Annotated in this window: 22 protein-coding genes; 16 read left to right on the top strand and 6 right to left on the bottom strand. The window is 69.4% G+C overall.

From position 1 onward, the window contains the following. Positions 1 to 27: 27 nt before the first annotated feature. From AC3A6J_RS17260 to AC3A6J_RS17250, 3 genes are all read left to right on the top strand, one after another. Positions 28 to 1251 carry a DUF445 domain-containing protein gene (locus AC3A6J_RS17260; protein ID WP_487861196.1) on the top strand — a complete coding sequence of 408 codons (1224 nt, stop codon included), beginning with the start codon at positions 28 to 30 and terminating at the stop codon, positions 1249 to 1251. 110 nt (positions 1252 to 1361) lie between these two features. Next, positions 1362 to 3044, top strand: a complete 1683-nt coding sequence (locus tag AC3A6J_RS17255) for a Vgb family protein (RefSeq protein WP_487861195.1) — start codon at positions 1362 to 1364, stop codon at positions 3042 to 3044. Positions 3045 to 3164: 120 nt separating this feature from the next. Beyond that, positions 3165 to 3941, top strand: a complete 777-nt coding sequence (locus AC3A6J_RS17250; protein WP_487861194.1) for an MHYT domain-containing protein — start codon at positions 3165 to 3167, stop codon at positions 3939 to 3941. Between the two features lie 21 nt (positions 3942 to 3962). Here AC3A6J_RS17250 and AC3A6J_RS17245 read toward each other — a convergent pair whose 3' ends face one another. Further along, the gene (locus AC3A6J_RS17245; protein WP_487861193.1) at positions 3963 to 5222 is read right to left on the bottom strand and encodes a DEAD/DEAH box helicase; all 1260 of its coding nucleotides are present in this window, start codon (positions 5220 to 5222) and stop codon (positions 3963 to 3965) included. Positions 5223 to 5279: 57 nt separating this feature from the next. Here AC3A6J_RS17245 and AC3A6J_RS17240 point away from each other — a divergent pair, with 57 nt between their 5' ends. The 3 genes from AC3A6J_RS17240 to rbp all read left to right on the top strand — a co-directional run bounded on the left by AC3A6J_RS17240 (position 5280) and on the right by rbp (position 6516). Next, positions 5280 to 5660 carry a translation initiation factor Sui1 gene (locus AC3A6J_RS17240; RefSeq protein ID WP_487861192.1) on the top strand — a complete coding sequence of 127 codons (381 nt, stop codon included), beginning with the start codon at positions 5280 to 5282 and terminating at the stop codon, positions 5658 to 5660. Between the two features lie 27 nt (positions 5661 to 5687). Beyond that, positions 5688 to 5921: a DUF3820 family protein gene (locus tag AC3A6J_RS17235; protein WP_487861191.1), complete on the top strand. Its 234-nt coding sequence runs from the start codon at positions 5688 to 5690 to the stop codon at positions 5919 to 5921. A gap of 184 nt (positions 5922 to 6105) precedes the next feature. Next, complete coding sequence (rbp, locus tag AC3A6J_RS17230; protein ID WP_487861190.1) at positions 6106 to 6516, top strand: RNA-binding regulator; 411 nt, start codon at positions 6106 to 6108, stop codon at positions 6514 to 6516. A gap of 97 nt (positions 6517 to 6613) precedes the next feature. Here rbp and AC3A6J_RS17225 read toward each other — a convergent pair whose 3' ends face one another. Beyond that, a complete protein-coding gene (locus AC3A6J_RS17225) occupies positions 6614 to 7372 on the bottom strand; it encodes a TSUP family transporter (RefSeq protein WP_487861189.1) in 759 nt (252 codons plus the stop codon). Positions 7373 to 7715: 343 nt separating this feature from the next. Between AC3A6J_RS17225 and AC3A6J_RS17220 the strand changes: the two genes are divergently transcribed. Continuing rightward, entirely contained in the window at positions 7716 to 7976 is a 261-nt protein-coding gene (locus AC3A6J_RS17220) for a hypothetical protein (RefSeq protein ID WP_487861188.1), read from the top strand. A gap of 7 nt (positions 7977 to 7983) precedes the next feature. Here the strand turns inward: AC3A6J_RS17220 and AC3A6J_RS17215 are convergent, their stop codons facing one another. Beyond that, positions 7984 to 9657 (bottom strand): thiamine pyrophosphate-binding protein, encoded by a 1674-nt coding sequence (locus AC3A6J_RS17215; protein ID WP_487861187.1) that lies wholly within the window; start codon positions 9655 to 9657, stop codon positions 7984 to 7986. A gap of 185 nt (positions 9658 to 9842) precedes the next feature. On the opposite strand from AC3A6J_RS17215, the gene AC3A6J_RS17210 reads away from it, so the two are divergent. Then, positions 9843 to 10343, top strand: a complete 501-nt coding sequence (locus AC3A6J_RS17210) for a hypothetical protein (protein WP_487861186.1) — start codon at positions 9843 to 9845, stop codon at positions 10341 to 10343. Between the two features lie 21 nt (positions 10344 to 10364). Here the strand turns inward: AC3A6J_RS17210 and AC3A6J_RS17205 are convergent, their stop codons facing one another. Continuing rightward, entirely contained in the window at positions 10365 to 11996 is a 1632-nt protein-coding gene (locus AC3A6J_RS17205; protein ID WP_487861185.1) for a GMC family oxidoreductase, read from the bottom strand. A 133-nt stretch (positions 11997 to 12129) separates the two neighbouring features. Between AC3A6J_RS17205 and AC3A6J_RS17200 the strand changes: the two genes are divergently transcribed. The 6 genes from AC3A6J_RS17200 to AC3A6J_RS17175 all read left to right on the top strand — a co-directional run bounded on the left by AC3A6J_RS17200 (position 12130) and on the right by AC3A6J_RS17175 (position 17137). Further along, a complete protein-coding gene (locus AC3A6J_RS17200) occupies positions 12130 to 13059 on the top strand; it encodes a LysR family transcriptional regulator (protein WP_487861184.1) in 930 nt (309 codons plus the stop codon). Positions 13060 to 13204: 145 nt separating this feature from the next. Further along, on the top strand, positions 13205 to 14371 hold the full coding sequence (locus tag AC3A6J_RS17195; RefSeq protein ID WP_487861183.1) for an MlaE family ABC transporter permease: 1167 nt from the start codon (positions 13205 to 13207) through the stop codon (positions 14369 to 14371). After that, a complete protein-coding gene (locus AC3A6J_RS17190) occupies positions 14368 to 15186 on the top strand; it encodes an ABC transporter ATP-binding protein (protein WP_487861182.1) in 819 nt (272 codons plus the stop codon). Before AC3A6J_RS17195 ends, AC3A6J_RS17190 begins: the two co-directional genes overlap by 4 nt. A 14-nt stretch (positions 15187 to 15200) precedes the next feature. Continuing rightward, the gene (locus tag AC3A6J_RS17185) at positions 15201 to 16169 is read left to right on the top strand and encodes an MlaD family protein (protein ID WP_487861181.1); all 969 of its coding nucleotides are present in this window, start codon (positions 15201 to 15203) and stop codon (positions 16167 to 16169) included. Between the two features lie 15 nt (positions 16170 to 16184). Further along, complete coding sequence (locus tag AC3A6J_RS17180; RefSeq protein WP_487861180.1) at positions 16185 to 16871, top strand: ABC-type transport auxiliary lipoprotein family protein; 687 nt, start codon at positions 16185 to 16187, stop codon at positions 16869 to 16871. Positions 16872 to 16915: 44 nt separating this feature from the next. Further along, the gene (locus AC3A6J_RS17175; protein ID WP_487861179.1) at positions 16916 to 17137 is read left to right on the top strand and encodes a hypothetical protein; all 222 of its coding nucleotides are present in this window, start codon (positions 16916 to 16918) and stop codon (positions 17135 to 17137) included. 17 nt (positions 17138 to 17154) lie between these two features. Here AC3A6J_RS17175 and AC3A6J_RS17170 read toward each other — a convergent pair whose 3' ends face one another. Next, positions 17155 to 17937: an SIR2 family NAD-dependent protein deacylase gene (locus AC3A6J_RS17170; RefSeq protein ID WP_487861178.1), complete on the bottom strand. Its 783-nt coding sequence runs from the start codon at positions 17935 to 17937 to the stop codon at positions 17155 to 17157. A gap of 19 nt (positions 17938 to 17956) precedes the next feature. After that, positions 17957 to 18829 (bottom strand): IclR family transcriptional regulator, encoded by an 873-nt coding sequence (locus tag AC3A6J_RS17165; RefSeq protein WP_487861177.1) that lies wholly within the window; start codon positions 18827 to 18829, stop codon positions 17957 to 17959. 92 nt (positions 18830 to 18921) lie between these two features. On the opposite strand from AC3A6J_RS17165, the gene AC3A6J_RS17160 reads away from it, so the two are divergent. Together AC3A6J_RS17160 and AC3A6J_RS17155 are read left to right on the top strand one after the other, a co-directional pair. Further along, on the top strand, positions 18922 to 19881 hold the full coding sequence (locus AC3A6J_RS17160) for an MBL fold metallo-hydrolase (RefSeq protein WP_487861176.1): 960 nt from the start codon (positions 18922 to 18924) through the stop codon (positions 19879 to 19881). A 48-nt stretch (positions 19882 to 19929) separates the two neighbouring features. Beyond that, positions 19930 to 21570: an FAD-dependent oxidoreductase gene (locus AC3A6J_RS17155; RefSeq protein ID WP_487861175.1), complete on the top strand. Its 1641-nt coding sequence runs from the start codon at positions 19930 to 19932 to the stop codon at positions 21568 to 21570. Positions 21571 to 21577: the final 7 nt, after the last annotated feature.

Below are 21577 nucleotides of genomic sequence, written 5' to 3'. Positions count from 1 at the left end.
CGAAGAAGCCGTGGACGCGCGCGGCCCATGAAACGCATCGCCTTCGGCCTGCTGTGCGCCGCGGCCGCGCTCTATGCGCTGGCCAGTGCGATGCACGACGTGCATCCCGCCTGGGGCTACGTGGCCGCGTTCGCCGAGGCGGCCATGATCGGCGCGATCGCCGACTGGTTCGCGGTGGTGGCGCTGTTCCGGCATCCGCTCGGCCTGCCGATCCCGCACACCGCGATCATCCCGAGCAACAAGGACCGCATCGGCGCCAAGCTCGCGGGCTTCATCTGCGACAACTTCCTGAGCACCGCGCAGGTGCTCGCAAAGCTGCGCGAGTTCGATGCCGCGGCGCGCATCGCCGACTGGTTGGCGCGGCCCGCGAGCGGCGAGAAGCTCGGCGAATGGGGCATCGCCGCCGCGCGCTACGGGCTGGGCGCCTTCGACGATGAACGCGTGCGCGTCTTCATGGGCCGCGCTGCGGCCGCAGGCCTCGGCAAGGTCGACCTGTCGCGCCTCATGGGCCAGGCGCTCGATGCGCTCACGGCGGGCGGGCGCCACCAGGCGCTGCTCGACGACGTGCTGCAGCAGCTCGCGGGCGTGCTCGAGGGCGAGGAGGTGCAAGCGCACATCACCGAAGCGATCGCGCGCGAGATCCGCACGCTGCGCTACGTGGGCCTCGACCAGGTCGCGGCCAGGATGGCCACGCGCAAGATCGTGGCCGCGGTGGCGAACACCATCGCAGAGCTCGCGGCCGAGCCCGGCCATCCGATGCGCAAGCGCTTCGACAGCTTCATGGACGACTTCGTGGTGCGGCTCAAGCTCGACCCCGAGTTCCGCGCACGCGGCGAGCAGATCCGGGCCGAACTCATGGCCCACCCCGCGCTCGGCGAGTACCTGCACGGGCTCTGGAGCGAACTGCTGGCCTGGCTGCACGACGACCTGGGGCGCGGCGATTCCTCCATCGGCCGGCGCATCGCGGCGATGGCCGCCACGCTGGGCCAGCGGCTGCAGGCCGACGCCGCGATCCGCGGGTGGATCAACGAGCAGCTCGAAGCCGCCGCGCCGGCCGCGATCGAGCGCCACCGCGAAGACATCCGCCGCTACATCGAAGGGCGCGTCGCCGAGTGGAACGCCGCCGAGATGACGGTCGAGCTCGAGCGCCACATCGGCCGCGACCTGCAGTTCATCCGCATCAACGGCACCTTGGTGGGCGGGCTCGTGGGCTTGGTGATCCACGCCGTGACGCAGTTCCTGCGCGGCTGAACCCCGGGTAACCGAGAGCGGATGAAAGTCCGCATGTCCCGCGCGCGACGGCCGCATTGCCCCTGCCTCCTTCTAGACTCGTCCGCACACAGAAGAAGGAGAGAAGCAGCATGTTCTTCCGCCGCTTTGCAGCAGCCGCCGCCCTGACCGCCACGCTCGCCCTGCTGGGTGCCTGCAGCAGCGTCTTTCCGCCCTCGGCGCCGCAGCAACCGCCCACGCGGCCCGATGCCTGGGGGCCGCCCGAGGCCCTGGTGGCGCCCTCCGCGTTCGCAGGGGTGCACGGCCTGGCCATCGACACGAAAGGGCGCTTGCTCGCCGGCTCGGTGCTCGGCAACACGCTGTGGGAAGTCGACCGCCGCACCGGCGCCGCGCGCGTGCTCGTGCCGGCGCCCGAAGGCCAGGCCGACGACATCGCGGTGGGGCCGCGCGGCGAACTCGCATGGACCAACTACCTCATGGGCATGCTGCGCTACCGAGAGCACGACGACGCGCCGATGCGCGTGCTCGCCAAGGACCTGCCGGGCCTCAATTCGGTCGACTTCGACCGCCGCAGCAACAAGCTCTACGCCTCGCAGGTGTTCCTCGGCGACGCGCTGTGGGAGATCGACCGCGAGGGCAAGAAGCCGCCGCGGCTCATCAAGAAGGACATGGGCGGCTTCAACGGCTTCGAGGTCGGGCCCGACGGCATGCTCTACGGACCGTTGTGGTTCAAGGGCCAGGTGGTGAAGATCGACCCCGCCACCGGCAGCATGACCGTGATCGCCGACGGCTTCAAGATTCCGGCCGCGGCCAACCTTGACGGCAAGGGCAACCTCTGGGTGGTCGATGCGCGCAGTGGCGAACTGGTGCGCGTGGAGCTCGCCAGCGGCCGCAAGACGCTGACCCGGCAGCTGCGTCCGTCGCTCGACAACCTGGCCATTGCGCCCGACGGCACGATCTACGTGTCGAACATGGCCAACAACGAGATCCAGGCCTTCGACCCGGCAACGGGCGCGCTGCGCACGCTCACCAGCGGCAAGCTCGCCGCGCCCGCGGGCCTCAAGGTCGAGGGTCGCACGCTGTGGGTGGCCGACGTGTTCGGCTTCCGCCAGGTCGACGTGCACACCGGCGAGGTGCGCGACGTGTTCCGCATGCAGCGCGACCCCGAACTCGACTACCCGTTCTCGGTCGGGCTCTCGGGCCGGCTCTTTGCGCTCGCCTCGTGGTTCACCGGCACGGTGCAACTGGTCGACCGGCAGACGCTGCGCACCGTCGAGACGCTGCACGGCCTGAAGGCGCCGTTCGACGCGATGCCCATGGCCGACGGCAGCGTGATCTATGCCGAGATCGCGACCGGCAGCATCACGCGCGCCAGCGGGCCGGGCTTCGCACAGAAGCAAGTGCTCGCCAGCGGCCTTGGCGGCCCGGTGCAGATGGTCCTTGGCCAAGACGGCGCGCTCTATGTGACCGAGGCGGTCAGCAAGCTCACGCGCATTCCGCTCGACGCGAGCGCGCCGCTGCGCGCGATCGCCGAAGGCCTTGCGCTGCCCGAAGGCTTGGCGCAAACGCCCTGGGGCAGCTTCATCGTGGCCGAAAGCGCGGCGCGCCGCCTGGTGGAGATCGACCCCGCCACCGGCAGCCGCCGCACCGTGGCCGAAGACCTGCCGATCGGCCTCGCACCCGGGCCGGGCCTGCCGGCGCCCTACGTGGTGACCGGCGTGGCGGTCGGCCCAGACGGGACGGTCTATGTGTCGGCCGACCGGAACAACGCGATCTACCGGATCCGCCCCAGAGGCAAAGACCAGAAAATGTGAAAAATGCAAAATTCTGTTTACTTATCTACACAAAGGTTACAAACTCCGCGACGAACGTCTGGTTACGCCTCCTGAAAACGGTGTCGGGGGCGGGCGTTCTTCCATCCAGAAGGAGTCCCCATGCCACCCCTCGTCGTAGGCCAGATGCTGTCGCCCGAATACTCGTTGGGGCTGGTGGCGCTCTCGTTCCTGATCTCGTTCGCGGGATCGCTGGTGGCGCTGATCTGCGCGAAGCGCATGGTCGGCGCGGACGGCAACCCGAACCTGGCCGTCGTGGCCTGCGCGGCGGTGGCGCTCGGCGGCATCGGCATCTGGTCGATGCACTTCATCGGCATGCTGGCCTATCGGCTGCCGGTGGGCATCTCGTACAACGTGCCGCTGACCGCGGTGTCGCTGGTGGCGGCGATCCTGATCTCAGGCATCGCGCTGTACCTCGCGGGCGGTCGACGCAGGTTCAGCAAGCCCGGATGGCTGGCCGGCAGCCTGCTCGCGGGCGTGGGGGTCTGCGTGATGCACTACATGGGCATGTTCGCGATGAACATGCGCGCCTCGATGGACTTCGACCTCGGCATCGTGGCGCTGTCGGTGGCCATCGCCATTACCGCGGCCGGCGCCGCGCTGTGGCTGGCCTTCAACCTGCGGCGGCTGCTGCACCAGGTGGCGGCAGCCCTTGTGATGGCGCTGGCCGTCTGCACGATGCACTACGTGGGCATGAGCGCCGCGAGCATGATCTGCACCGCGGCCGCGCCGGTCGACGCGCTCGCCATCGGCGGCAGCTACATGGGCCTGTCTGTGTTCGGCACCGCCGGCGCCGTGCTGATCTTCATCTACTGGGTCGTGACCGGCACCAGCATGGACGCGCCCGCCGCGCCGCGCCGCGTGCGCACCAGCAGCTGACGCAACGGCCCGCGCGCGGGGCTACTCGCCCTGCCCGGTCGCCTTGGCGGCCGCCGCGCGCAGCTTGTCCTTCTTGCTCGGCCGCTTGCCCTTGATGCCGCCGGTGCCCGACGCATCGACGAGCGGCACGGCCGCTTCGGTCGGCTCGAAGCCCTCGATGCGCTCGCGCGGCAGGCTCAGACCCTGGCGTTTCTCGATGAGCCGGAAATGCGCCTCGGTCGACGCACTCACGAAGCTGATCGCAAGCCCGCTTTCCCCGGCACGGCCGGTGCGGCCGATGCGGTGGATGTAGTCGGTGGGCGAACGCGGCAGGTCGTAGTTGATCACCACCGGCAGCTGCGCAATGTCGAGGCCGCGTGCCGCGAGGTCGGTGGCGACCACCACGTCCCAGCGGCTCTGCTTGAATTGCGACAGGATGTCGCTGCGCGTGCCCTGCGCGATGTCGCCGTGGAATGGCACCGCATAGATGCCGTTCTTGTAGAGCTTCTCGGCCACGATCTGCGCCGCATGCTGCGTGGCGACGAAGACCAGCACGCGGTCCCATTCGTCCTTGTGCCGTTCGAGCAGGTGGCGCAGCAGTTGGGTGCGGCGGTTCGCGTCGACCTCGATCACGCGCTGCACGATCGCCGGCTCGGTGCCCGGCTCGCCCTGCACGTCGACGATCGCGGGCTCGTGCAGCATGCCGTCGGCCAACGCCTGGATGGCCGGCGGGAAGGTGGCCGAGAACAGCAGGTTCTGGCGGTTCGCCGGCAGCAGCGCGAGGATGCGGCCGAGCTCCTCGGCAAAGCCCAGGTCGAACAGGCGGTCGGCCTCGTCGAGCACGAGCATCGACACCCCATCGAGCCGCAGCGCGTTGTGGTCGGCCAGGTCGAGCAGCCGGCCCGGCGTGGCGACCACGATGTCGGCGCCGCCGCGCAGGCTCATCATCTGCGGATTGATCGACACCCCGCCGAAGGCGACGACGATCTTCAGCCGCACGCTCAGGTGCTGCGCGAGGCTGCGCATGCTCTCGCCGACCTGCGCCGCGAGTTCGCGCGTGGGCACGAGCACCAGCGCGCGCACGCGACGCGGCGCCCCGGCCGCTTCGCTGTGCAGACGCTGCAGCAGCGGCAGCGAAAATGCGGCGGTCTTGCCGGAACCGGTCTGCGCCGTGCCGCGCAGGTCGCGGCCCTGCAGAATCGCCGGGATGGCGGCCGCCTGGATCGCGGTCGGCGCGGCATAGCCGCTCTCCGTGGCTGCCTGCACGAGCGCGGGCACGAGGCCCAATGAATCGAATGGCATGTGAGCAGGCGGCAAGATGGAGAAACCCCGGAAATTGAAGACGAAGAGACGCACCGAATGGCAGCGATGAAGAACAACCCGGCGAGCGCGCTGGTGTATTCCACCGAATCGGGCGGCCGCATGTGCCCCGCGTGCGGCGCGCCGGTCGCGCAATGCCGCTGCAAGGAACTGATGAAGAAGGCGCAGACGCCCGCCACGGACGGCATTGTGCGGGTATCGCACGAGACCAAGGGCCGAAAGGGCAAGGGCGTGACGGTCGTCAAGGGTCTCGCGCTCGATGCGGCGGCGCTCGCAGCACTCGGCAAACAACTCAAGGCGGCCTGCGGTTCGGGCGGCACCGTGAAGGACGGAATCATCGAAATCCAGGGCGACCACCGGGACCTGGTGATCGCGTCGCTCGCGAAGCAGGGCCACACCGTCAAGCGCGCAGGCGGCTGAAATCCGGCGCCGTCACCAAGAAGAAGCATGAAACCCGAAGACCTGCAGCGCCTCGTGACGCTCCCCATGCCGTTCGGCAAACACAAGGGCACCGTGATTGCCGATTTGCCCGGAAATTACCTGACCTGGTTCGCGCGCGAGGGTTTTCCCGCAGGCGAGATCGGGCGGCTGCTGCATTTGATGCATGAAATAGACCACAACGGGCTCAAAGGGCTGCTCGAACCGTTGCGAAATCGCCCGTCCGGACGTGATGATTGGTAATAAGTGGGGGATGCAGCGTGCTTTTTCCGAATCGCCGCTGATAATCGGGCCTACGTGTCTGCGAGCTTGTCTCCCGTGCACGTAATTCGGTGATCGGTCAGTTTCGCGCCACAGCGCAATTTTGTTTGTTGTGATTCTGGGACTCCATCGCTTTGTTTTGTTGGTTTGAATCAGGAGTCCCTCCATGGGCAAGAAACTTTACGTAGGCAACCTCGCCTACTCCGTGCGTGACAGCGACCTGGAACAGGCTTTCGGCGAGTACGGCTCGATCGTCAGCGCCAAGGTCATGATGGAACGCGACACCGGCCGTTCGAAGGGCTTCGGCTTTGTCGAAATGGGCTCGGACGCCGAGGCCCTGTCGGCCATTGAAGCCATGAACGGCCATTCGTTCCAGGGCCGCGCCCTGACGGTGAACGAAGCACGTCCGATGGAAGCACGCCCCCCCCGCACCGGTGGTGGCGGCGGCTACGGCGGCGGCGGTGGTGGTGGTTACGGCGGTGGCGGTGGTGGCGGCGGCTACGGCGGCGGCGGCGGTGGCCGCAGCGGTGGTGGCGGCGGCTACGGCGGCGGCGGCGGTGGCCGCGGCGGCTACTAAGCCCTTGCACCTCCGAGAGTTCGCTCTCGAATGAAAAAAGCTCCTTCGGGAGCTTTTTTCGTTTCTGTCCGCCGTGTGCCCGGGCGAGGTCGGGCCGCTATTTCAGAAATGCGTCGTAGGCGGTCTTCAGGATCAACGCGCTCACGACGACGATGAATACGCCTCGCACGAAGCCGGCACCGTGCTTGAGCGCCACGCGCGTGCCAAGCAGGCTGCCGGCGACGTTGGCCACCGCCATCACCAGGCCGTAGTGCCACCAGACATGGCCCTTGGCGGCGAGCAGGAGCAGCGCCGCGGCATTCGTGAGCGTGTTGATGATCTTGGCCGAGGCCGAGGCGTTGAGAAAGTCGTAGCCCATCCAGCGCACGAACAGGAACACGAGGAAGCTACCTGCACCCGGGCCGAAGAAGCCGTCGTAGAGGCCGATCGAGAAGCCGATCGCGCAGGCCGCGAGCGTTTCGGCGCGCCCCGCGAAGCGCGGCACGTGGTGGCGGCCGAGGTCCTTGCGCGCCAGCGTGTAGAGCAGCACGCCGAGCAGCACAATGGGCAGCGCGCGGCGCAGGAAGTCGCCCGGGAATAGCGTCACGCCCCAGGCGCCGAGCATCGAGCCGACGAAGCCGAGCACCGCGGCGGGCCACAGCGCGGCCCAGCGCATCTGCACGCGCTGGCTGAACTGCGCCGCCGCGGCCGCGGTGCCCCAGATCGACGCGCTCTTGTTGGTGCCGAGCAGGGTGGCCGGCGGCGCGCCCGGAAAGACGGCGAACAGGGCCGGCACGAGGATCAGCCCGCCGCCGCCAACGATCGCATCGACAAAGCCCGCGAACAGCGAGGAGAGCGTGACCACCAGCATTTCCATGCCGGGATTGTCGCATCGCTTGCTACAAAAACAGGAGCTAGAACCAGCGCTGCGTGCAGAGCAGATGGCCTTGCACCGCCGGCTGCGGACATAAAAAAGGCGCCGACCAGCGGCGCCTTTCAAGTTCAGCAGGGCCTCTCGAGCGGAAGCCTTCAGATTCTTCTTTTGACCGGAATTTGTCTCCTCGGACCCTCGGCAGCACGAGCTTGGCCCGTTGCGAGTGGGCAGACTGTAGGCGGTGCACCGGCGCAGTGCATCGGGAATTACCCGCTTTCGGCCTGTGCGCCCTCTGGGGTCGGCCTCGATCTTGCTGAAGCATTGCGAGCACCCCGACGGAGACGCCATGCCATCCATGTCCGAAAGCGAACGCATTGCCCTGGCCGCGCGCCTGCACGTGGCGCTCAGGCGAAAGCACGGGCGGGTGACCGATACCGAATGGATGGCGACCAATGCGGAGTACGCGGCCGAGATCGTGCGCATGACACGCGCCCACGCGATCGAGACCAACGACGAGGAACTCGGGCAGCTCGCGGGGCGGCTCGAGTTGGCGATGGAGCCGCTGGCGCGCGCCGCCCGCCTGGCGGCACGGCGACCCGGCGTTTAGTCGCCCTTCAGCGTGCGGCCAGCGCCGCCTCGCGAAGGCCCTGCAGCGTGCCCGTGGGCGTGATCGCCTCGGGGTCGAGCAGGCAATGCAAGATCGCAGGCTTGCCGCTCGCGCGCGCACGGGCCAGCGCGGGCGCGAATTCCGCCGTGTGCGTCACGCGTTCGCCGTGGCCGCCGAACACCTCGGCATAGCCGCGGAAGTCGGGGTTCCTGAGCTGTGTGGCACTGACGCGGCCGGGGTAGTGCTTTTCCTGGTGCATGCGGATAGTGCCGTACATCGCGTTGTCGAGCAGCACCACGAGGATCGGCAGCCCGTACTGCACGGCGGTGGCGAACTCCTGGCCGTGCATCATGAAGTCGCCGTCGCCCGCGAACACCACGACCTCGCGCTGCGGCCACAGGCGCTTGGCGCCGACGCCGGCCGGCAGGCCGTAGCCCATCGAACCGCTGGTCGGCGCCAGCTGGCTCGCGAAGGCGCGGAACGGCCAGAAGCGGTGCACCCAGGTGGCGAAGTTGCCCGCGCCGTTGCAGAAGATGGTGTCGGGCGGCAGCACTTCGCGCAGGTGCTGCATCACCTCGCCCATCTGCAGCCTGCCGGGAATTCGGATCGGCGCCGGATCGCTCCAGCGCAGGAACTCCTCACGCGCGGCTTTCGTGCGCGCCTGCCAGGCGGGCTCGGCGGCCGGACGCAGCGCGGCCACGGCTTCGGCAAAGGCCTGCGGCGTCGCATGGATGCCGAGCGCCGGCCGGTAGAGCTTGCCGAGTTCATCGGCATCGGCATGCACGTGCACCAGCGCCTGCGCGGGCTGCGGAATCGCAAGCAGTTCGTAGCCCTGCGACGGCACCTCGGACAGACGCCCGCCGATGAGCAGCACCAGATCGGCATCGCGGATGCGCTCGAGCATGCGTGGGTTGGCGCCGAGCCCCAGGTCGCCCGCATAGTTCGGGTGATCGGCCGACAGCAGCATCTGGCGGCGGAACGAGCAGTAAACGGGCAGCGAGAACGCGGCCGCGAAATCCGCGAACTGCAGCGCCGCCTTCTCCGACCAGCGGCTGCCGCCGAGGATGACGACCGGACGCTCGGCCCGAGCGAGGCGCTGCTGCAGCTCGGCGAGCTGTGCCGCGCCGGGATGCGTTTCTGTCACGGCATACGGAAGCGCGTCGGCCACGCTCGCGGCCTGCGTCAGCATGTCTTCGGGCAGCGCGATCACCACCGGGCCGGGCCGGCCGGAGGTGGCCACGTGGAAGGCGCGCGAGACCAGCTCGGGCACGCGCGCGGGGTCGTCGATCTGCACCACCCACTTGGCCATGGTGCCGAAGACGGCCGCGTAGTCGAGCTCCTGGAAGGCCTCGCGGCCGAGCGCATTGCGCGCCACCTGGCCGACGAACAGCAGCAGCGGCGTCGAGTCCTGGTGCGCGATGTGCACGCCGGCCGAGGCATTGGTGGCGCCCGGCCCGCGGGTGACGAAGCACACGCCGGGCCGGCCGGTCAGCTTGCCTTGCGCCTCGGCCATCATCGCAGCGCCGCCCTCCTGGCGGCACACGGTGACGTCGATTGCGCCGTCGTGCAGCGCATCGAGCACCGCGAGAAAACTTTCGCCGGGTACGCAGAAGAGCTGCCGGACGCCATGGATGAAGAGTTGGTCGACCAGGATCTGGCCGCCGGTTCGGGGAGAGTTCATGCGGGGCACTATCAGCCAATCGCGTGCGCTTGCCTAGCGACAAAAACGAAGGACCTGGTGCGTTGGCGGAAGGAACCCGGCGCCCGCTGTGCGCACGATGCGCTGGGCGCCTACGCGCCGCAGGCCCCTGTGCGCCGAAGATCCGGGCGCCGATCCACCGCACGCCGCACCCGGCGCACACCCGCATGAAACTGGTCCACTCCCTCTACGCCGCGATCCATGCGCTGATGTCGCTGGCCTTCGCCCTCGCATCGATCGTGCTCGTCGTGATCGCGGTGCGGGCCGGCTGGAGCGCCGTTCTCAACGGCCTCGACCTGGCCGCAGCGGAAGCGATCATCGAGGCGGTGGGCCTGCTCGCGGCCGGCGTGGTGGCGCTGCAGATCTCGCAGACCGTGCTCGAGGAGGAAGTGGTGCGCGACGCCCACATCAGCGCGCCGACGCGCGTGCGCAGGTTCCTCTCGCGCTTCATGGTGGTGATCGTGGTCGCGGTGTCGGTCGAAGCGCTGGTCGCGATCTTCAAGGCGCGCGAGGCACCCGAGCTGATGCTCCATGCGGCGCTCATGCTCGGTGCCGTGGGCCTGCTGATGGCCGGCTGGGGCGTCTTCATCCGTATGAACCGCTATGCGGAGGAGCTCGAGCCCGAGGCCATGGCCGAAGCCAAGCGCGAAGACAGCAAGCTCAAGTGAACCGTCCGGGCGCGCCTCTTTTCAGACGCCCCGAAGAACCCAGTCTGCCGCCTTCTCGGCCATCATCAGCGTCGGGCTGTTGGTGTTGCCGCTGGTGATGGTGGGCATGGCGCCCGCATCGACCACGCGCAGGCCCTGCACGCCACGCACGCGCAGGTGCGAATCGAGCACGGCCATCGGATCGTCGTCGGCGCCCATCTTGGTGGTGCCGACCGGATGGAAGATGGTGGTGGCGATATCGCCGGCCAGGCGCGCGAGGTCGTCGTCGCTCTGGTACTGCACGCCCGGCTTCCACTCCTCGGGCTTGTACTTCGCGAGCGCCGGCTGCGACGCGATGCGGCGCGTCACGCGCAGCGAATCGGCCGCCACCTTGCGGTCCGCGTCGGTGCTCAGGTAGTTGGGCGCGATGGCCGGCGCGTCCTCGAAGCGCGCACTGCGGATACGCACCGTGCCGCGGCTCGTCGGGTTGAGGTTGCACACGCTCGCGGTAAAGGCGGGAAAGCTGTGCAGCGGCTCGCCGAAGGCATCGAGCGAGAGCGGCTGCACGTGGTATTCGATATTGGGCCACGCGTGCTCGGGCGAGCTGCGCGTGAAGGCGCCGAGCTGCGACGGCGCCATGCTCATCGGGCCGCTGCGCTTCATCAGGTACTGGAGACCGATCTTTGCCTTGCCGAGCATCGAGGAGGCCAGCACGTTGAGCGTGGGCGCGCCGTCGATCTTGTAGACCGCGCGGATCTGCAGGTGGTCCTGCAGGTTGGCGCCGACGCCCGGTGCATCGACCGCCACCTCGATGCCATGCCGGCGCAGCAGATCGGCCGGGCCGATGCCCGAAAGCTGCAGCAGTTGCGGCGAGCCGATGGCGCCGCCGCAGAGGATCACCTCGCGCGTGGCGCGGGCCGTCACCATCTCATGGCCGTCCCACACCTGCACGCCGGTGCAGCGGCGGCTGCCGTCGGGCTGGGTCTCGAGCACCAGCCGCGTGGCGTGCGCATTGACCCACATCTCGAAATTGGGCCGGCCGTAGCACACCGGCCGCAGGAAGGCCTTGGCGGTGTTCCAGCGCCAGCCGTTCTTCTGGTTGACCTGGAAATAGCCCACGCCCTCGTTGCTGCCGCGGTTGAAGTCGGTGCTGTGGGGAACGCCGGCCTGCACCGCGGCCTCGGCGAAGGCATCGAGGATGTCCCAGCGCAGCCGCTGCTTCTCGACCCGCCATTCGCCGCCGGCGCCATGCAGTTCGTCGGCGCCGAGGTAATGGTCCTCGTGTTTCTTGAAGTCGGGCAGCACGTTGTCCCAGCGCCAGGCGTCGTCGCCGGTGAGCCGCGCCCATTGGTCGTAGTCGCGCGACTGGCCGCGCATGTAGATCATGCCGTTGATGCTGGAGCAGCCGCCCAGCGTCTTGCCGCGCGGATAGCGCAGCGTGCGCCCGTTGAGCCCGGCGTCGGGCTCGGTGCTGTAGAGCCAGTCGGTGCGCGGATTTCCGATGCAGTAGAGATAGCCGACCGGGATGTGAATCCAGTGGTAGTCGTCCTTGCGGCCGGCCTCGACGAGCAGCGTGCGCTGCTGCTTCTTGCGCGTGAGCCGGTTGCACATCAGCGCACCGGCCGTGCCGCCACCGATGACGATGTAGTCGAAAGTGTTGTCGTCTTCGCTCATGGCACCTGCTTCTTGTCTCTGTGGATATTTTTGCTGCTCATGGACCATGCCGATCCCGCGGACGGCAGTTTCACCCATTCCCTCGGCCGATTGCCAATGATTTCGGCGCCAGTGGTTTATAAGTCGCACTTATATGACCGCCGCCGCCCCGGACCTCCATCTCCTCCGCGCCTTCGTGCTGGCGGCGCGCGAAGGCAATGTCTCGCGTGCCGCCGAGCAGCTGCACCTCACGCAGCCGGCGGTGAGCCTGCAGCTCAAGCGGCTGGCCGAGGACACCGGACTGCAGCTCTTCACCCGGACGCCGCACGGCCTGGCGCTCACGGCGGACGGCGCCGCGCTGCTGCCGCAGGCCGAGCGCGTGCTCGCTGCAGTGGCCGACCTGCAGCAGGCGGCGCGCAACCTGCAGGGCAGCGTGCGCGGGGCGCTGCGCATCGGCACCATCCTCGACCCCGAATTCACCCGGCTCGGCATGTTCCTGCGCGAGCTCGTCGAGTCGGCTCCGCAGATCGAGACCGAGCTGCGCCACGGCATGAGCGGCACGGTGCTGGCCCAGGTGCTGCGCGGCGAGCTGGACGTGGGCTTCCACCTCGACACCTTCGACGGCGAGCCCACCGACGGGCCCAGCGACGCACCCGCCGCCGCCGCGCCGCTCGCCGCACGCACGCTCACGCGCTTCACCTACCGCGTGGTCGCGCCCGCCGGCTGGGGCCCGCAGGTGCTGGGCCGCGACTGGAAAGCCCTGGCCGCGCTGCCGTGGCTCGGCACGCCGCCCGAATCGGCGCACCACCGCCTGCTGCAGCGCGTGTTCGGCCCACTCGGGCTCGCGCCGCGGCGCGTGGCGCTCGTGGACCAGGAGGCGTCGATGCTCGACCTGCTGAAATCGGGCGTGGGCCTGAGCCTTCTGCGCGACTCGATCGCCATTCGCGAGAGCCAGTCGCATGGGCTGGTGATGGCCGACCGCGTGCAGCTCGACTGTGCGCTGCGCTTCGTCTCGCTCGCGGCGCGGCGCAACGAGCCGGTCATCGCCAGCGCCTGGAACGCACTGTCGCGCGCCTGGGGGTGACGCCGGGGCCCGGCAGGCGGCCGCGGAAACGGCGTGAACCCCTACGCCAAGCGCCGGCAGAGCGTCACCGGAACACCGATTCACCCGGTTACGATGCGGCCTCCGACCGCCGCTTTCTTCTTACTCCGCCCTGCACCGCCCCGCCATGCCCATCGCAACTTCGCCTGCCGACGCATCCGCCGCCGACAGCGGATTGCCGCGCATCGAAGCGCGCGAGCAGGAGGGCCGGCGCTGGATGGTGGCGACTGGCCGCTGGACCACGCTCGCGATGTCGTCGCGCCCTGCCTGGCAGGCGCTCGCAAGCGACCTCGCCGCGGCGCCGCCCGGCGACGACCGCGCCTGGGACCTGCGTCCGATCGATCAGCTCGACCACATTGGCGCACAGCTGCTCTGGGACCACTGGCGCCACGACTGGCCGGCAACGCTCGAAATGTTGCCGCAGCACAAGGCGGTGCTCGACCAGGTGGCGCGATACACCGTCGGCACGCCCGAGGAACCGTCGCCGACGCTGGCCGAGCGGCTGCGGCATTTCTCGCACACCGGCCCGCGCGCGCTGCAGGCGACGCGCGACTACGTGGGCCTTGTCGGCCAGCTCGCGATCGACGTCGGCACGCTGCTGCGTGCGCCGCACCGCGGGCCGTGGCGCGACTTCTCGGGCCACCTCTACCAGTTCGGCGCCACCGCCCTGCACATCACGGCGCTCGTGGGGCTTTTGATCGGCGTGGTGCTGGCCTACCTGATCTCGCAGCAGCTGCGCCAGTACGGTGCCGAGGCGTTCGTGGTCAACATCCTCGGCCTGTCGCTGGTCCGCGAACTCGGTCCGGTGCTCGCCGCGGTGCTGATCGCGGGCCGTTCGGGCTCGGCGATAACGGCGCAGATCGGCGTGATGCGCGTGACCGAGGAACTCGACGCGATGCGCGTGATGGGCATTCCGCACGGCTTCCGGCTGGTGATGCCGCGCGTGCTGGCGCTGGCGATCGCGATGCCGCTGATCAGCCTCTGGACCTCGATGGCGGCGCTCGCGGGCGGCATGCTCGCGGCCGACGCGGCGCTCGACATCTCGCCGGCCTACTTTCTTTCGGCACTGCCGCGCGCGGTGCCGATCACCAACCTCTGGATCGCGCTCGCGAAGTCGGCGGTGTTCGGCGTGCTGATCGCGCTGATCGGCTGCTACTTCGGCATGAAGGTCAAGCCCAACACCGAAAGCCTGGGGCGCGGCACGACCTCGTCGGTCGTGACCTCGATCACCGCGGTGATCCTGGTCGATGCGCTGTTCGCGGTGCTGTTCAAGGGCGTGGGGTTCAGGGCATGAGCGACGAAGCAGCAGTCGTCGACATCCGCAAGCTCTGGACGGTGTTCAAGAACGCCGACGGCGAGCAGGTGGTGCATCGCGACCTCGAATTGCGCATCGAGCGCGGCGAGGTGCTGTCGCTGGTCGGTGGCTCGGGCACCGGCAAGACGGTGCTGCTGCGGCAGATCCTCGGCCTCGAGAAGCCCACGAAGGGCACGGTCGAGGTGCTGGGGCGGGCGCCCGGCGAGCTCAGCGCCAAGGGCGCGGCGAACGTCGGCATGCTGTTCCAGCACGGCGCGCTGTTCTCGGCCTTCAGCGTGCTCGAGAACATCGCGTTTCCGCTGCGCGAGCTCAAGCTGCTGCCCGACGAGCTGATCCGCAACGCGGCGCTGGTCAAGCTGCAGATGGTGGGCCTCGAGCCGCAGCACGCCAACAAGAGCCCGGCCGACCTGTCGGGCGGCATGATCAAGCGCGTGGCGCTGGCGCGCGCGCTCATCATGGACCCGCCGCTGCTGCTGCTCGACGAGCCCACGGCAGGCCTCGACCCCGAGGCCTCCGACAGCTTCTGCGACCTGCTGCGCGGCCTGCACCGCGAGCTCGGCCTCACGGTGGTGATGGTCACGCACGACCTCGACACGCTGTTCGACCTGAGCACCCGCATCGCGGTGCTGGCCGACCAGAAAGTCATCGTGAGCGGCGCCGCGCGCGAGGTGATCGCGTACCCGCATCCGTTCATCCACGAATATTTCCTGGGCGGGCGCGGCCAGCGCGCGCTGGAGGCCCTGCATGACAAACCCGCCGATGCCCCGCCTGCCGCGGCCGGCGCGGGCCACTGAAAGGTAGCCACACCATGGAAAACAAATCCCATGCCCTCGCCGCCGGCGCCTTCGTGCTCGGCCTGATCGCCGTGCTCATCGGGCTGGTGGTCTGGTTCACGCGCGACAACACGGTGCGCAACATCTACGAACTCTCCACGCGCGACGCGGTCAGCGGACTGCAGCCGCAAGCCATGGTGCGCTACCGCGGCATCGCGGTCGGCAAGGTGACCTCGATCGACTTCGATCCCAAGATGCGCGGCAACGTGCGCGTGCGCATCACGGTCGACCAGCGCGTGCCGCTCACCACCTCGAGCTTCGCGACGCTGAGCTACCAGGGCGTGACGGGCCTCGCCTTCATCGCACTCGACGACAAGGGCGAATCGAACGTGGTGCTGACGCCGAACAACGACGACCCGCCGCGCATTCCGCTCAAGCCCTCGATGCTGGCGCAGCTGCAGGACCGCGGCGAGGCCATCATCAACCAGGTCGACGAGGCCACGAAGCGCGCCAACGCGCTGCTCGGCGACGGCAACCAGAAGCGCGTGGCCGAAGCGCTCGAGAACATCGCGGCCGCCTCGGCCAGCGCCAATACGCTGCTCAAGCAGCTCGACAACACGGTGAAGACCGGCCTGAACCCCACGCTCGCAGCGCTGCCCGAGACCATGGGTTCGGTGAAGAAGGCGGCCGGCGACGTCTCGCGCGTGGCCAACAACTTCAACACCACCGTCAACCGGCTGAATGCACCGGACGGGCCCATCGATCGCCTGGGCGACGGCACCAAGTCGCTCGCGCAGGCGGTCGACTCGTTCAATTCCGCCACGCTGCCGCGCGTGAACCGCGTCGCCGACGACACCTCGCGTGCGGTGCGCCGGCTCGGCCGCGCGGCCGACGGCATCAACGACAACCCGCAATCGCTGCTGTTCGGCAATGGCGGCGCCGCCGCGGGGCCCGGCGAGCCGGGCTTCACGGCACCGCCCGCCGCATGGCCGGACCGCCCCTGAGGCCGAGGATTGAAGATGACCCTGACGAACCACGCCATTCGCCGCCCCTTCCGCCTCGCCCCGGCCGCCGGGCTCGGGCTCTTGCTCGGAGCGCTGCTGCTCGCCGGCTGCGGGGCCCTGCCCGACAAGCCCGCGCGCGCCACGCTCTACGACTTCGGGCCCGGCCCCGCTGGCGCGGCGGCCGCTGCGGCGGCACCGGCCGGGGCGCTGCCGACGCTCGCACTGGCCGAGATCGAGAGCAACAGCCGCCTCGACGGCACGCAGATCCTCTACCGGCTCGGCTATGCCGATGCCAACGAGCTGCGCCCTTACGGCCAGTCGCGCTGGAGCCTGCCGCCGGCCCAGTTGCTGCGCCAGCGGCTGCGCGACGCGCTGGCCGAACGGCGCACCGTGCTCGGCCCCGAGGAAAGCGCGACCATCGCGCGTACCGAAGGCCGGGTGCCCGACACCCTGCGCGTGTCGGTCGACGAATTCAGCCACTACTTCGATTCGGCCAGCAGCAGCGCCGGCCTGGTGCGCCTGCGCGCCACGCTGATCCGCGGCACCGCGGGCGGCGACCGGGTGCTGGGCCAGCGCAGCTTCACCGTGCGCCGCCCAGCGCCGAGCGCCAACGCGCCAGGCGGCGTCAAGGCGCTGGCCGCCGCCACCGACGCGGCGGTCGCCGAGATCGTGCAATGGGTCGACCAGATCCCGCGGCAGTAAGCTCGAACCATCCACCACAACCATCACAACGAGGAGACCTCCGCATGAATCCCACACGCATCATCGGCATCCTGCTCATCGTCGCGGGCTTCGCAGGCCTCGCGCTCGGCGGCTTCAGCTTCACCAAGGAAACGCACCAGGCCAAGCTCGGCCCGCTGGAGCTGTCGGTGAAGGAGCAACAGCAGGTCAACTTTCCGGCCTGGGCCAGCGTGGCGGCGATCGTGGTGGGCGGGGCCCTGGTGCTGCTGGGCGGCAAGAAGGGCTGAGCGCCCTCAGGCTCGGCTCAGGCCAGGCTTCCCGGTCCGCCGAGCCCCGCCAGCAGCCGCGGCAACAGGTCTTCGGACGCGCCGCGCAGCACCACCGCTGCGGCCGCATCGAGCTGCGGCAGCGGCTCCATGTTGAGCGTGATCAGCCGGGCGCCGTGGGCCAGCGCCATCTCCGGCAGTTCCGCGGCCGGGTAGACGACCGCCGTGCTGCCGACCACCATGAACGCGTCCGACTCCTGCGCCGCGGCCTGGGCGTCGAGCAGCACGCCGGGGTTGAGCGCCTCGCCGAACATCACCACATCGGGCCGCGCGCGCGAGGCGCAGCGCAGGCAGCGCTGGAACGGCCACGGCCCCTGGCGGTTGCCGCAATGGTCGCAGCGCCAGCGGCGCAATGAGCCGTGCAGTTCGAGCACCTCCAGTCCGCCTGCGATCGACAGCAGGCCGTCGACGTTCTGCGTGATGAGGCGCGTGGCCGGGCGCAGCCGCTGCAGCTGCGCGAGCGCCTGGTGGCCGGCGTTCGGCTCGGCGGCCTCGACGGCCGCGAGCCGCTGGGCCCAGAACCGGCTGAAGCCCTTGGGGTCGCGCTGCAGGTCCTCGGCATGCGAGAACTGCAGCGCGTTGCGGTTCATCCAGAGCCCGTCGGCGTCGCGGTAGGTCGGAATGCCCGATGCGCGCGACAGGCCCGCGCCCGAAAACACCACGATGCGGCGTGCGGCGCCCAGCAGCGCGATGGCGGATTCGACGGCCGCGGCAGATGGCGAAGCGGGAGAAGAAAAAGAAGAATCGTTGCCCAGACTCATGGCGCTCGCGGAATCAGTCTCAGTCGGTGCCCTTTGCGACCGAGCTTGCGCCGAGCCGCTCGGACACCGTGCCCGCGCAGGCCTTGAGCGCGCGTGCGATTTCTCCGTCCCAGGCGGTGTCGAAGATGGCGGCGGGGCCGATGGCCGTGACCGACAGCACGATCGCGCCCGTGTGGTCGAACACTGGCGCGGCCATGGCGCTGACGCCCTCGATCACCTCGCCCTCCGAGCGGCTGATGCCGAAAGCGCGCACTTCCTCGAGCTGCCGCTCGAATTCGCCCCATGAGGGCAGCGGGCGCTCGGGCGGCATGCCGGGCGTGCGCTGCTTCTGGCGCCCGCGCTCGGCGTCGAGCAGCTGCCGCACGGTGGCGGCCTCGAGGTAGGCGGCAAAGATGCGGCCCGAGGCCGTGTTGGTGAGCGAGAACACGGTGCCGTGCCGCATGTTCACATGCACCGGCGACGGCGACTCGGCCGTGCGCACGATGGTCGCGCCACGCGCGCCCCAGACCGCGAGCGCCACCGTGTGGCCGATGCGCCGCGCCACTTCGGCGATCAGCGACGTGGCGATGTGCACCGGGTCGGCCTGCTGCAGACTGATGAGCCCCAGTTGCAAGGCCAGCGGACCGAGCAGATAGTGGCCGCTGGCGCGGTCCTGCTCGATCAGCCCCAAACGCCCGAAGCTCACCATGTACGGGTGCGCCTTGGCGGGCGTCATGTCGGCTTCGCGGGCCAGGTCCTTCAGGGCCATCGGCCGGCCGTGGTGCACCAGTGCGCGCAGCAGCTGGCCGCCCACTTCGATGCTCTGGATGCCGCGCTGCGCCGCGCGGTCGGTGTCGTTGGCCGCCGTGGCGCTGGGCGTCGGATGTTCGTTCATGAAGAAGGGATTAGACATGAACCGGTTCAGCGCCTACACTTCGCAAATTCGTTATCCGCAAATTCATTTGCTTTAGACGAATTCAACATTCACATTCGATGGAGACCACGATGAGCCAAGCCAAGAAGTTCGCCAGCCAGGCCGACATGGAGGAGAAGAAGGTCACCTTCAGCCAGATCTCCGAGCACGCCTGGGCCTACACCGCCGAAGGCGACCCCAACACCGGCATCGTGATCGGCGACGACTGCGTGCTGGTGGCCGACACCCAGGCCACGCCCGCGATGGCCGCCGACGTGGTGCGGCGCATCCGCGAAGTGACCGACAAGCCGATCAAGTACGTGGTGCTCACGCACTACCACGCGGTGCGCGTGCTGGGCGCCGCCGGCTACGGCGCCGAGCACATCCTCGCGAGCCAGGACACGCGCGACCTGATCGTCGAGCGCGGCGAGGCCGACAAGGCCAGCGAGATCGGCCGCTTCCCGCGCCTGTTCCAGAACGTCGAGACCGTGCCGCCGGGGCTGACCTGGCCCACCATGACCTTCACCGGCAAGATGACGCTGTGGCTCGGCAAGCTCGAAGTGCAGCTGCTGCAGTTGGGCCGCGGCCACACCAAGGGCGACACGGTCGTCTGGCTGCCCCAGGAGCGCGCGCTGCTGTCGGGCGACCTGGTGGAGTTCGGCGCCACGCCCTATGCGGGCGACGCGTACTTCAAGGACTGGCCGCAGACGCTCGACAACCTCGCCGCGCTGAAGCCCGCGGCGCTGGTGCCGGGCCGCGGCGCGGCGCTCACCACGCCCGAGCAGGTGGCCGAGGGCCTGCAGGGCACGCGCAATTTCATCTCCGACGTGTACGCGAGCGTGCAGGAAGGCGTAAAGGCCGGACGCGACCTGAACGCGGTCTACAAGGAGACCTACGCGAAGCTCCAGCCCAAGTACAGCCAGTGGGTGATCTTCGACCACTGCATGCCCTTCGACGTGAGCCGCGCCTACGACGAGGCCTCGGGCCACGCCGACCCGCGCGTGTGGACGGCCGAGCGCGACATCGAGATGTGGAAGACGCTCGAGGGCTGAGCTTGCCCCTCCCCGGAGGGGAAGGAGAAGAAAACGGAGACAAGAATCGTGATCGACTACCAGAGCCTGCGCTTCGACTACCGGCGCCACGCCGATCAGGACACTGCCGCGCCCGCCCGTCACCCCGTGGTGATCGTCGGCGCCGGGCCGGTCGGCCTCACGCTCGCCATCGACCTGGCCTTGCGCGAGGTGCCGGTGGTGCTGCTCGACAACGACAACACGCTCTCGACCGGCTCGCGCGCGATCTGCTTCGCCAAGCGAACGCTCGAGGTGTTCGATCGCCTGGGCTGCGGCGACCGCATGGTGGACAAGGGCGTGTCGTGGAACATCGGCAAGGTCTATTTCCGCGACCAGCAGGTCTACCGCTTCGACCTGCTGCCCGAGCCCGGCCATGAGCGCCCGGCCTTCATCAACCTGCAGCAGTACTACGTCGAGGGCTACCTGGCCGAACGCGCGGCGGCGCTGCCGCTGATCGACATCCGCTGGAACAACAAGGTCACGGGCATCGCGCGGCAGGACGATGGCGCGCTGCTCACCGTGGAAACGCCCGAGGGCGACTACCGCTTGGCAGCCGGCTACGTGGCGGCCTGCGACGGCTCGCGCTCGAACCTGCGCCAGCTCCTCGGGCAGGAACCCAAGGGCCGCACCTTCCGCGACCGCTTCCTGATCGCCGACGTGGTGATGGACGCACAGCTGCCGACCGAGCGCCGCTTCTGGTTCGACCCGCCCTTCCATCCGGGCCAGAGCGTGCTGCTGCACAAGCAGGCCGACGGCATGTGGCGCGTGGACTTCCAGCTCGGCTGGGAAGCCGACCCGGTGGAAGAACGCAAGACCGAGCGCATCGTGCCGCGCGTGCGCGCGCTGCTCGACAGCATCGGCCATGCGGGGGTGCAGTTCGAGATCGGCTGGGCCAGCGTCTACACCTTCGCCTGCCAGCGCATGGAGAGCTTCCGCCAGGGCCGCGTGCTGTTCGCGGGCGATTCGGCGCACGGCGTGTCGCCGTTCGGCGCACGCGGCGCGAACTCGGGCGTGCAGGATGCCGACAACCTCGCATGGAAGCTCGCGGCGGTGCTCAAGGGCGAGGCGCCCGACGCGCTGCTCGACACCTATGCGCGCGAGCGCGAGTACGCGGCCGACGAGAACATCCGCCATTCCACGCGCGCCACCGACTTCATCACGCCCAAGAGCGAGGTCAGCCGCCTGTTCCGCGATGCGGTGCTCGAGCTGACGAAGCGGCACGCCTTCGCGCGCACGCTGGTCAACAGCGGCCGGCTCTCGGTGCCGGCGGTGCTGCACGGCTCGCCGCTCCACACGCCCGATGCCGAGCCTTTCGCGGGGCCGATGGTGCCTGGCGCCGCGGCGGCCGATGCGCCGATCGTGCGTGCCGACGGCAGCACGGGCTGGCTGCTGCGCGAGGTCTGCCGCACGCACGGCTTCACCGCGATGGTGTTCGGCGATGCCCGCGACCCGGCCGTGGCGCAGAGCCTCGGCGCCATCGACGAAGCGGGCCTGCCGGTCGCCACCGTGCGCGTGCCGGCCGCCGCATGCGAACTGGCGGCCCAGCGCTACGATGCGCGGCCCGGCACCGTCTACCTGCTGCGCCCCGACCAGCATGTGTGCGCCCGCTGGCGCGCGCCCTCGGCTGCGCAGCTGCGCGCTGCCTTCGACCGCGCGCTGGCCAGGCATTGAACGGACA

The organism is Variovorax sp. Soil_C_39 (genome assembly GCF_057656815.1).
Note: the sequence above shows the minus strand (reverse complement) of the source record. Positions and strands in the feature narration are given on the sequence as shown.